A 12,567-nucleotide genomic window follows, 5' to 3' on the forward strand; every position below is an offset into this window, starting at 1 on the left:
TATTAATTGTATTTTTTTTAGTTGCAATCAAATTGCATTATCTCACATTTATTTTCTTGTTCAGAAGAATATTATCCGAAGCATCTCCGATTTGAATTTCAATACTATTATTTTCTAACTCAAATTGTTGTTTTGCGGTGTTCCAATATTCCAGATCTTTAGCTTTTAAAATTAGGGAAACATTCTTGGTTTCTCCGGCTTTAAAGAAAACTCTCTGAAATGCTTTCAATTCTTTTTCAGGTCGTTCTACTTTTGACTGCAATTGTTTTACATAAAGCTGAATCACTTCGTCTCCGTCTTTATTTCCCGTATTTGTAACTGAAACCGTGACTTTTAGTTCTCCATTTTTAGTGATTGTTTCTGAACTGGTTTCGATTGAATTGTATTTGAAAGTCGTATAACTTAAACCGTGACCAAAAGCATATAATGGTTTTCCTTTGAAATACATATAGGTTCTGCCATTTCGAATATTATAGTCTAATAACTCCGGCAAATCAGTAATATCCTTAACCCAGGTTTGCGTTAATCGTCCGGCGGGATTGTAATCTCCAAATAAAACATTGGCCAAAGCTGTTCCTGTTTCCTGACTATTTTGCGTCATATGTACAATTGCCGGAACGTGTTCTTGTGTCCAATTTATGGCATACGGAAAGCTGCTAATCAAGGCAACAACAGTTTTAGGATTTGCCTGATAAACTATTTTAATCAAATCTTCCTGCTCTAATGTCAACGATTGGCGATCTACAGCTTCTTTTCCTTCACTAGGAACGGGACAATTTGCCCAACCTGCATTACAAACCGGATGATTTCCGACAATCACAATTACAGCATCGGCTTTTTTAGCGATTTCTGCTGCTTTGCCGTCAATGTTGTTTTTAGCGTAAAGAATTTCAATATTGTTCCCCAATTTATTTTTAATTCCCTGTAAAGGAGAAATAATATAAGGTGGCGTTCCGCTGTACCAATCCAGAAGCACTTCATCAGCGTGAAGTCCGATTACGGCAATTGTTTTTAATTTGTCTTTTTGCAAAGGCAAAAATTGAGCATCATTTTTAAGTAAAACGATTGATTTCTGAGTTGCTTCTAAAGCAATTTTTTTATGTGCTTCGGTTTTCCAGGGATCGATGGTATCTTTTTCTGTTCCAATTTTCGAATATGGATTTTCTGTTGAAGTATCCAGCATTCCCAGTTGAATCATTACTCTGTAATCGCCACGAATAACAGCATCAATATCTTTTTCTTTTAAATATCCATGCGAAAGTGCACCATAAATTGCTTCTGTATATTCATCTAAAAACTGATTGATTCCCGCTTTAATTGCGGCAGCTGCTCCAAGATATTTGTCTGCATAATATTTATGATCTGAAAGTAATAATTTGAATGCGCCTCCATCTGTGCAGATAATTCCGTTTTGCCCCCATTCTTTTTGGGTAATATTTTTCAGCATCGGATGTACCATTGCCGGAATTCCGTTTACTTTATTGTATGCTGCCATATAAGCTCGGGAACCACCTTCGACAACGCCTTTTTGAAAAGGTAAAGCATAATATTCCCGCCAAAGCCTTTCGTCGAAATCAGATGATGTATAAGTTCTGCCATCTTCATTGCTATTCGCTAGAAAATGTTTCATTAACGAAGCCGTTTGCCAATATTTAGGATTGTTTCCTTGTAGTCCTTTTACAAAAGCAACAGTCATTGTTCCGTTAAAAAAAGCATCTTCGCCATAACTTTCTTCGGTACGACCCCAACGCGGATCTCTTGCAAGATCAGCATTTGGAGCACGAACGACTAATCCGCCACGATGGTATTTCTGAAATGCATAACGTGTTTCATAACCTTCAACCTGTGCTACTTTTTGAAGCAGATCAACATCCCAGGTTTCTCCCAAACCATAAGCCTGAGGAAAAGTGGTTGTTGTAACGGGTTGTTTATTTTTTCCGCCCCATTCTCCCGGTCCGCCAAGCGCCAAACCGTGCAATCCTTCTACATGTCCCGTTCCTAAAACTCCCAATCTTGGTATTGACGGATTGGTGCTTAAAGCCTGAATTTTTTCATCGAGCGTCATCAAAGACAACAAATTATCAATACGCTTTTCAGTATCTAATTTAGGATTCTGAAAAGGATATTGCTTTTGCTGTGCCAATATTAAATTGATCGACAAAAGAAAAACGATATGCAGAATGAGATTTTTCATTTAAAAAAATTGTGGTTATTTAAACCTGACAGGTTTAGAATTTTTATAAATTATATTTTTGAAATCTAATCGTTGTTTTAATAAATACCTAACAGGTTTTGAAAACCTGTTAGGATATCTATAAATTATAGTTTCTTGAATCTAATTGCTGTTCCTCCAGCGCCGCCTAAATGTAATTTTAGTGAATCTGAAGCTTTAACGGTTTTCTTCGAAATTGCTATTTCAGCCGGATTATGTGTTTCATCTGTTCCTACAGCTTCAGCATAAATTTGCGCTTCGTAAGTTGCATTTGGATCTAAAAATGATAAAGCAACATTTACGTCTCTCGCTTTTTCGTTTGTAATTGTTCCTAAATACCAATCGGCACTTTTTCTGTCTTTACGAACTGTGGTAATGTACTCACCAATTTTTCCTTCTAATACTTTTGTGTCTTCCCAATCTGTTGGAACATCTTTTAAGAATTGCAAAGCTGGTTTTCCTTCGTAGTTTTCAGGAAGATCTGCCATCATTTGGATTGGGGCATAAATCGTAACATACAATGCCAATTGTTGTGCTGCAGTTCCGTGAACTCTTTTTCCAGGATAACCTTGTTTTACCTCAACATCAAAAATTCCCGGTGTAAAATCCATTGGTCCTGAAAGCAATCTGGTGAAAGGAATAATCGTCAAATGATTTGGCGGATTTCCTTCACTCCAAGCGTTGTATTCTTGTCCGCGCGCTGCTTCTCTCGAAACCATGTTCGGGAAAGTTCTGCGTTCTCCCGTATCTTTTATCGATTCATGATATAAAACTGCTAAATCATATTGCGCTGCTTTTTCTAAAATGTATCTGAAATAATTCACTCCAAATTGTCCGAAGTGCATTTCTTTCATGTTTAGTTTTGAACCTACGTGACCAATTTTAACCGAATGGATTCCTAGTTTTTTGTATAAAGCAAAACCTTCGTCAACTTCTTTTAAATAATTAATTAAATTTGAACCTGTTTCATGGTAACCAATCAATTCTACGTCTTTTTTCTTTCCGTATTCAACCACTTTTTCAAGGTCGAAATTATCCGCGCTTTTTGTAAAACTAAACATATGCATATGGTTTTCATACCATTGTGGTGTCCAGCCTTTGTTCCAGCCTTCGATCAATAAATGATGGAATCCTTCTTTTGCAGTAAAATCAATATATTCTTCGGCGTGTTTGGTTGTTGCGCCTTGTTTGTCGCTTTCCCAAAAAGTGTATTTTCCAATGTGCATTCCCCACCAAATTCCGAAGTACTTGTATGGTTTGAAATAACTTGCCGTATTTTTTAATTTGTTTGGATCGTTTAGATTTAAAATCAAATAAGATGTGATTAAATCTCCCGGAGTTTCACCAATCTGAAGCGTTCTCCAAGAAGAAGTAAACGTATCTTTTACACGAACTTTTACACCATCAGACCACGGCACTAAATCAGATTTAAGTTGTGTTCCGGTTGTATTTACCAAAGTCATACTGGCAAAATCTACCAAATTTGCTTCGTGAAAACTCAAGGCTAATCCGCTTTTGCTTTCTATTGTAAGTGGCGTTAAAACAGTATCAAGTGTACTTACGGGAGCATCTTTAAAAAGATATTCGTCACGGTTTTCTCTGTTTGCCGGAATCCACCATGCTTTTCCATCTTCTTTTAAGTTAAAAGTCGTTTTTTCATCCATAATGAAAATACTGTCTTTTACACTTTGTTTTGGATATACATATCTAAAAGCAATTCCGTCATCAAAAGCTCTAAACTGAATTTCTAGCTTGCGTTTGTTTCCGCTTTTTTGCTGTAATTGAACAGAAAGCTGATTGTAGTGATTTCTGATATTTTTCTTTTCTCCCCAAACTTGTTCCCAGGTTTCATCAAAAGTTGATTTTTTGACACTTTTGATATCAAAATCAGAACTTAAATTTTCATTTCCTTTTAATAAAAAACCCATATCTGATGGTGTAATCACTTCGGTTTTTCCGTGTGAAACAGCATATTTTGGAGCGTTTTTTACTAACTCAAATTTGATTTTATTTTGCCCGTTTGGTGAAGCCAACTCGTAAGCATTTTTATTTTTCTGACTGTATCCAATCGAAACTGAAAGGATTAAAGCGGGAAGAATGAGGTAATTTTTCATGATATTTTTCTTAATTCATTTTTAATAAATCGGGTGTTGCTTATGATGCTTTCACCCGATTTAGAAACTCAACAAAAACTTATTTTTATCCCTTGTTGGGATTGTTTTTTTGCCACGAATTACACAAATTTTCTCGAATTTAATATGTGTAGTTTGTGTCTGTTTTTTTTGCCACAGATTAAAAATGATTCCTTTATTTTCTGTGTCTGTTCTTTTTTGCCACGAATTGCACGAATTATCTCGAATTTAATTTGTGACTTATTTTTTCTCGCAGATTTTGCAGATTCAGCTGATTTTTTGTAATCTTTTTAATCCTTTAATCTGTGGGTATTTTTTTGCCACGAATTGCACAAATTATCACGAATTTTAATTAGTGGAAATTAATGCAATTCGCGGCAACCTTTTTTATTTTATCCACTCTGTTTTTAGAGTCGTTTTTCCTTGAAATGGGTTTGAAGTTACGTCAAAATTGTTTCCGTTTTTGGTCACTTTTATTTCTTGCACTGCATCTCCATCAGGTAAAAATACTTTGGCTGTCGCCGAAGTTGTTTTATCACTTGCGTACACTTTTAAAGTCAATTTACTCCAATCCATGTCTTTTGTAGATTGTGCCAAAGCGATGTGAGGCAATGCAGTTCCGTCTTTTACTAAAACTACGATTGGTACTTCACCTGCTTTGATTTTATGCCATCCAGATTGGTATACTTTTTTAGTTTGGTAATCAATCCAAGTTCCTTCCGGAAGATAAACATCTCTTTCTGTAACTTCCTCAAAAAGTGGTGCAACTAGCATGCTTGAACCAAATAAATATTCATTGTCTACCAACCAAGCCCCCGGATCATTTGGATATTCTACAAATAAAGCACGCATCATTGGCAATCCTTTTTGAGAACTTTCTTTTGCCTGAGCGTAGATATATGGCATTAATTCGTAACGCATATTATCTGCTTTTCTAAATCCTTCAAGGAAATCTTTACTGTATAACCAAGGCTCGCGTGGAGGTTCACCGTGGCTTCTTACGTGTGATGTAAACATTCCGAAAGGTGCCCATCTTCTGTATAAATTCTCTGGAGATTTTGTTGCAAATCCTCCTACGTCATGACTCCAGAAACTGAATCCACTTAGTCCTAATGAAAGTCCGCCACGTAATTCTGCCGACATTGCTCCGTTTGAAGTTTCGGCATCTCCACCCCAATGTAACGGGTAACGCTGAGATCCTGCCCATGTACTTCTTGCCCAGATTAAAGTATATCCTTTTTCTTTCTGAGTAATTTCGGCTACAGCCTTATTGTATCTTAATGGGTATAAATTGTGTTCGTAGAAACCTGTTCTTCCTGAATGGTAAATTCCGTCCGGCGGAGCTGCTTCTCCAAAATCTACTTTGAAAACTGAAACTCCCTGATCAAACAAATGTTTCAATTTTGCCTGATACCAAGTTACAGTTTCAGGATTTGAGAAATCCAAAACAGCATCTTCGTACGGAAGATTTCCTTTGCGGTCTCTTACGGCTAAGTTTTTGTCCATGATTTCATTAAACAAGGTATTCTTTGGTGAGAAATAAGGCAATTGCCATAAACACACATGAAAACCATCGTCTTTAAGATCGGACATCATTTTTTGTGCATCCGGAAAACGGTCTTTCGAAAACTCATAATTATTTCTCCAATCTACATCAAACCAACCGGTATCAAAGTGAATTACATCTGTTGGGATTTTATATTTACGTAGATCTTTTGCTACTTGTCTTCCTTCTTTTTCAGAGAAATAAGTGATTCGGCTCATCCAGAATCCAAATGACCAAAGTGGCGGCATTGCTGCTTTTCCAGTTAAATCTGTGTATTGATCCAAAACATCTTTTGGTTCTCCGATGAAGAAAAACAAATCTGCTTCGTCATCTCCAATATACATTTCATTGGCACTTGAAAAGTATCTTCCAAAGTCAACTGTAATTGGTGTTGAATGGTGTATGAAAACTCCGTAACCACGACTGCTCATATAAAACGGAACTGGTTTGTACATCGTTTCGTTTTGGATTCCGTTTGCATCATCTGCCCATAAAACTACTTTTTGTCCGCGTTTGTTGAATTGTGTGAATGATTCTCCACAACCAAATATTTTTTCGTCCGGTTCTAGGCTAAAAGCTGCTCCCATACTTCTGGAATAATCGCTGTTTCTGCGCACATACGAGAACGGAAGTGTTGGTGTATACGTGTTTTTAAAATCAGAATCATGAAGTGTACTTGTCAATAATTTTCCTTTTTCATCGTAAATTTTTACGTGCCAAGGTTTTGTCAAAATTTCTACAACTCCATGTTTGCTGGTGTATTTATAACCGCCTTCGATTTTAGTATATTTCCATAATTCAGGATGATTTGGCGCAACGCCATTTACCAACATTAGGGATTCTTTTTCAGGATGAAATTGTGGTCCTGAAGTAGTTTTAATTCTGATTGTTCTGTCTGAAACAAACTGAATCTGGAACGGTAATTCGGGAGAAGCCTGATATTCTGTTGTTGGAAATTCGTTTGCTGCAACACTATCGGGTTTCATCATCATGTTGTTGAAAGCCTGACGCGTTTTATAATTGTATCTCAAATATTTTATCGTTCCTTTTCCTGTTGCTGGATCAAAACTTTTTAGTTCATCGGCAAAATAAAAAGTGTTCAGATAATTCTGAAAATCTTTGCTAATGTCTATCGGAGCATTAAGTACATCTGCGTTCTGAATTTGTGCGGACGCTTTTGGCGAAAGCAATAATCCAAACATACAGATTGAAAACAATGTGGTTAGTTGTGAGTTTTTCATTTGTTAATTTTATTATTTCCTTTCCTGCAAGGTTTTCAAAACCTTGTAGGTATTGTGTTGGTCTATTCGATGTGTTAATTATACCTACAAGGTTTTGAAAACCTTGCAGGAATAGCGACGACTTATTACTCTGCTGTAATTACGATTGTTGCTGGTTTTAATCCATTCGCTTTAGCGGTTAATTCTAATCTTCCTGTTTTATTATCGGATTGAACAACTACCAAACATTTTCCGTTAAGAGCCGTATGTTTTGAACCTTTGTATGATTCGTGACTTACGGGATCTCCGCTGCAAACTCCAACAATTTTTCCGTTTCCTTTTAAGGAGAAATTGATTTCGTTATTGGCATTTGGAGCCAAAGTTCCTATCGCATCCTGAATATCTACGGTTACAAATGAAAGATCATTTCCACCTGCTTTGATGTTACTTCTGTCTGCTGTAAGTTTTAATTGCGATGGATTTCCGGCTGTTTTAATTTCGGTTTCCAGAACTGTTTTTCCGTTTTTACGAGAAATCGCTTTTAGTGTTCCCGGTTGGTAAGGAATTCTCCACATTACGTGTAAATCATCTCCTTTTTTACTTCTAATTCCAACTGATTTTCCATTAAGGAAAAGTTCAACCTCATCCGCTTTATTATAATACGCCCAAACATCTACTGTTTGACCTGCTTTCCAGTTCCAATGCGGGAAAATGTGCAGAACGGTTTTGTCTGTCCATTCGCTTTGGTACATATAATAAACGTCTTTTGGGAAACCGGCTAAATCGACAATTCCGAAATACGAACTTATTGATGGCCATTCATACGGAGTTGGTTCTCCGATGTAATCGAAACCTGTCCAGATGTACATTCCGGAAAGGAAATCGTATTTTTTAATTACTTTCCAAGTTGCTTCGTGTGTAGAACCCCAAGGTGCCTGAACCTGATCGTAAGCTGAAACGGTATTGCCCGCATTTCCACCAGTAAATTTGAGATCCCATCTTACCGGCCATTTTTTAATAGTATCTGAAACGGCATCATAATAACCGCGAGTTTGTAATCCCGAAGTAGTTTCTGTTGCGATGAAAGGAATTCCAGGGAAATTTTCTTTATGATGTGCATAAGTTTGGTGTGCATAATTGTATCCTATAAGATCTAAAACTCCGGATTTTGCAAGGGGATTAAACTGCACATTCTTTTTTTCGAATTGTAACGTTACGTCATCAATATTCATATTTACCGGAGGATTCATTGCTGCGGTAAGTGGACGAGTTTTATCATTAAGACGTACTATAGCTGCTAATTCTTTGGCAATTGTAACTCCTGTTTCATTCCATTGTTCGGGAATTTCATTTCCAATACTCCATATAAAAATACTTGGATGATTACGGTCACGAAGCAATTGATCTGTTAAATCTTTTTTGTGCCACTTATCCCAGTCGTTTGCATAATCGTATTTGGTTTTGTTTTGTTTCCACATATCAAATGCTTCATCCATGACAATGAAACCCATTTTATCACAAAGATCTAAAAGTTCCGGAGCGGGCGGATTATGAGAAGTTCTGATTCCGTTTACGCCCATTTCTTTCAGAATTTCCAACTGACGTTCGATCGCACGTGTATTGATTGCAGAACCTAGCGGTCCTAAATCGTGATGCATACAAACTCCTTTTATTTTTACTTGTTTTCCGTTTAAAATAAAACCTTTATTGACATCAAACTTAAAATCTCTTATCCCAAAATTGGTTTTGTATTGATCTACAATTTTATCATCTACCGAAATTTCTGTAACTGCTGTGTACAATTCAGGTTTTTCTACAGACCATAAAACTGGTGTTTCAATTTCTGCTTCTACATTTAATAATGTGCCACTTTTTGGAGTAAGCGTTATATATTGAGTGGCTGATGTTACCTTTGTATCTTCTTTATAAATAGTAGTTACTAGTGTTAATTTTTTTGATTCTGAATGGTCATTCTGAATTCGGGTTTCAATATTCACCGAAGCTTTTTCGGCAGTAACTTTTGGTGTTGTCACATAAGTTCCCCATTGTGCAACATGTAATTTATCTGTGGTTTCGATCCAGACATTTCTAAAAATTCCTGATCCTGAATACCAACGTGAATTGGGTTGTTTTGAATTGTCAACCTTTACAATAATTTCATTGTTTTTTTCTCCATAATTTAAGTAAGGCGACATGTCATATTGAAAGCTAATATATCCGTTTGGACGTTTTCCTAAATAATGCCCGTTTACCCAAACTTCACTGTTTTTATAAACTCCATCAAAGACAATTGATATAATTTTATCTTTATCAGAATCACTTATTTTGAAAGTTTTCTTATACCATCCTAAGCCTCCATTAAGTGCTCCGCCTCCATATCCGGCAGGGCTTTTTTCATCAAACTGTCCTTCGATACTCCAATCATGCGGAATATTTAAGGTTCTCCATTTGGTTGAAGTTCCAATGGTATCTTTATCTATTATACTATCATTAAGATGAAAACTCCAATCTGAATTAAAAGCGATTTTTCTCGAAGAAAAAGCTTCTGTATTTTCTTTATTGCAACCAAAAATTGCAAAAAAAACCAAAACAGTCAGTGTTTTTAAAAAATTCAAATGTTTCATTTTTTCTTTTTTGATGTGATCAATTATAAATTTGCCAATTACTGTTTCAAAAAAATCATAACGTCATATTATTATCTTTCATCATTTTTTTGTTTTTACTTTTAAATTCATAAAAACATATTTTGGCAATACCAAAAACTTTTAATTAAAGTCATCTCTAGAAACTGTCTTTTAAAATTTAATGTATTTATGAGGCAGTATTTCTAGAGATGACTTTTAGTTATTTTCAAAAAGCCCTTTTTGTTTATACATCTTTAAATTCATAGAGTCTTTAAAAAATGTAAAACCGAGTACTTTTTGTTCCAGCTAAATCAATATCCCGGTTGGAATATAATTAATCTTTTGGGACCCAATTATCGCTATATTCTTTTGATATAAAATTAAAAATTATAAACTCTGCTTTACTTTTATTAAAAGCAGCAATTTGCATAGTATCTTCTGTCAAACTGATAATTTTATAATTAGACCAATCAGAAACATCAGCAGCAGCACTGGCGCTCTGTAAAATTGCAGCATTTGTCAAGGTTAACTCATGTTTTGTTGCATCAAGAAAATAGGTACCATGTTCAATACCTCTTGTAGTGGTTAATGCATGATTTACTGTTACAAACGGTCCTCCGTCTAAGCTAAATGTCATTGAGCCATAATCTCCGGCAGGTGTTATCCATTGATTCCCTTTCCAATCCGGTTCCCATATCCAACACAAACCAGCATCACCTGTACATTCTTTTTGCCATCCAAGTTTGTTTCCAGAAAATGCTACTGGTCCCACAAAAAACTTTGAAACTCCGTCTGCATTTAAATCTAAATACCATGTTTTTGATTTTCCTACTCCTACTCCTCCAGATAAAGCAGTCCAAAGCGGATCATTTACATAATTTAAGTTATTATCTGAAACTGTAATAGTTACTGGATCTAACTCAACAATACCTCCGCCGGTAACTGCAGAAACTTTTATCGTATAGTCACCTTTAAATGCATATTTTACTATTTGTGTGCCTTTGTTCGATTTTCCCGTAACATAATCCCAAGTAAGTATCACTCCAGGAGTTGTGTTTTTCAGTATTACCGTATTTCCACCTGGATCAGCTACTAAGTCCTGAGTAATTTCAAAATGTATATCCGATTTATTAGTCGGTGCGTCTAAAGCATAAGTTTCAGGCGAACAAGAAGATACTAACATTGCTATTGATAACATCAAAAATGATGTAACTAATAATTTAATATTTTTCATTTTTTTCATTTTTTAGTTAAAATTACCAACCTGCATTTTGTTTTAAAACTCCTCCAGACAATGTAATCTGAGTATTAGGAATCTGCTGCAATCCTTTTGTTTCCATTATTTTTGCTGCTAAAATTGTTTTTGTTACAGGAACCCCACCACTTAACAAAGTTGTAGTTTCGGCAATGCTTGAAGAAGCTTTACCAATTCCCTGACGCAATAAATCCCAATATCTTACTCCTTCAAGAGAAAACTCTAAATATCTTTCTTTCAAAATATTATCCTGATTTACTGCCAGAGGTGTAAAATTTGTTTTATAAGCTCTTCTTCTAACATCATCAAAATAAACCTGAGCATTTCCGCTTCCTAATTCGGCTGCCATTAACAAAACATCTGCATATCTTAAAACGACATAATCCTGAAATTGACTGATATCCCAAAAGGCACTTCCCATTGCAATAGGTAAATCTACTCCGTCTTTATTCACCATTGGTGCATATTTCTTGTTGTAGTAACCCGTATATTCTCTTTGGCTATTTAGTTTATTAAATTGGATACCTTCTTCTGCAATTCCAATCATACTTGCTGTACGTCTTGTATCTGTAGCACTATAAGAGTTCCATAATTTCGAGTTTACTGTTACTCCCCAACCACGTCCGTATGGATAAGAGGAGAATTCTCTCATCCCAAACATTACCAGCCATTGGTTACCATCACTGTTTCCGTTATAATCACTAGTATAAGTATATTTTATAGAGAATACGGTTTCTTTATTACTCTCTCCTGCATATTTATCAACCGAAGCTGCTGGCCAAAGCGTTGAAAAATCGTCTACTAAACCATGACCACTAGAGGCAATAACATCTTCTAAATGTCCTAGAGCCTGTGTTTTAGTTACCACACCTGCTAAATCTGTTTTCCCATAATATCCTGTATAATATAAGTAAACACGCCCTAGTAAAGATTTAGCAGCCCATTTTGTAATACGTCCGCTTGTTGTAGCGCTATATGCCGTTGCCGGTAAATTGTTTGAAGCAAATACTAAATCTTCTGCAATAACTTTATATACATCGTCCGGATTGGCTTGCGGTATATTTTCAGAAGAAGCAACTGTTAACAATGGCACATTACCCCACAAACGTACCATTTCAAAATAAAGATAAGCTCTGATAAATCTAGTTTCAGATGTATAGGTATTTTTTAAAGCTGTATCTCCTCCCCATTCAATTTGGTCCATTTTAGACAAGAAAATATTACAGCGATAAATTGCCTTATAATAAGCAACCCAGTTAGAATTAAAGAAATCTACATCTGAGGGAGAGCGGCTGGTATCAAATTCATCAATGGCAGCATAACCGTAACCATCTGAATTACCTGTTCCTCCAAAACAATCATCAGAAAGTACTTCACTTATCACCGGGATACCCATTCCTGAAGCACCTGTTGCAACTTGCAAACCATCATAACATCCGACTAATGCAGTAAAAGCATCTTCTTTTGTTTTGTAAAAACTTGTATCTGTTAAATTTGTGATTGGTTCTGTATCTAAACTACAAGATCCCAGTGACAATAAACTAAAACAGAAAATATATAAATAGCTATTTTTCATTT

The 12,567-nt window shown here is 35.7% G+C and carries 6 protein-coding genes; all 6 read right to left on the reverse strand.

What is annotated here, in order from left to right; genetic code table 11:
* Positions 1-37: 37 nt before the first annotated feature.
* Positions 38-2,194 carry a glycoside hydrolase family 3 C-terminal domain-containing protein gene (locus tag CHB81_RS12890; RefSeq protein WP_089352268.1) on the reverse strand — a complete coding sequence of 719 codons (2,157 nt, stop codon included), beginning with the start codon at positions 2,192-2,194 and terminating at the stop codon, positions 38-40.
* Positions 2,195-2,319: 125 nt separating this feature from the next.
* A complete protein-coding gene (locus CHB81_RS12895) occupies positions 2,320-4,326 on the reverse strand; it encodes a glycoside hydrolase family 97 protein (RefSeq protein ID WP_089352269.1) in 2,007 nt (668 codons plus the stop codon).
* 405 nt (positions 4,327-4,731) lie between these two features.
* Positions 4,732-7,131 (reverse strand): alpha-xylosidase, encoded by a 2,400-nt coding sequence (locus CHB81_RS12900; protein WP_089352270.1) that lies wholly within the window; start codon positions 7,129-7,131, stop codon positions 4,732-4,734.
* A 125-nt stretch (positions 7,132-7,256) separates the two neighbouring features.
* Entirely contained in the window at positions 7,257-9,734 is a 2,478-nt protein-coding gene (locus CHB81_RS12905; RefSeq protein ID WP_089352271.1) for a glycoside hydrolase family 2 TIM barrel-domain containing protein, read from the reverse strand.
* A 334-nt stretch (positions 9,735-10,068) separates the two neighbouring features.
* Complete coding sequence (locus CHB81_RS12910; protein WP_141130395.1) at positions 10,069-10,968, reverse strand: hypothetical protein; 900 nt, start codon at positions 10,966-10,968, stop codon at positions 10,069-10,071.
* A gap of 22 nt (positions 10,969-10,990) precedes the next feature.
* Complete coding sequence (locus CHB81_RS12915) at positions 10,991-12,565, reverse strand: RagB/SusD family nutrient uptake outer membrane protein (protein WP_089352273.1); 1,575 nt, start codon at positions 12,563-12,565, stop codon at positions 10,991-10,993.
* Positions 12,566-12,567 lie beyond the last annotated feature (2 nt).

This window comes from Flavobacterium sp. ov086 (assembly GCF_900187965.1).
Classification (GTDB): domain Bacteria; phylum Bacteroidota; class Bacteroidia; order Flavobacteriales; family Flavobacteriaceae; genus Flavobacterium.

What these genes read in the sequence shown, in the direction of transcription:
- CHB81_RS12910 (WP_141130395.1), bottom strand. Translation starts at nt 10,968, where the DNA reads ATGAAAAATATTAAATTATTAGTTACATCATTTTTGATGTTATCAATA.
- CHB81_RS12915 (WP_089352273.1), bottom strand. Translation starts at nt 12,565, where the DNA reads ATGAAAAATAGCTATTTATATATTTTCTGTTTTAGTTTATTGTCACTG.
- CHB81_RS12900 (WP_089352270.1), bottom strand. Translation starts at nt 7,131, where the DNA reads ATGAAAAACTCACAACTAACCACATTGTTTTCAATCTGTATGTTTGGA.
- CHB81_RS12895 (WP_089352269.1), bottom strand. Translation starts at nt 4,326, where the DNA reads ATGAAAAATTACCTCATTCTTCCCGCTTTAATCCTTTCAGTTTCGATT.
- CHB81_RS12890 (WP_089352268.1), bottom strand. Translation starts at nt 2,194, where the DNA reads ATGAAAAATCTCATTCTGCATATCGTTTTTCTTTTGTCGATCAATTTA.
- CHB81_RS12905 (WP_089352271.1), bottom strand. Translation starts at nt 9,734, where the DNA reads ATGAAACATTTGAATTTTTTAAAAACACTGACTGTTTTGGTTTTTTTT.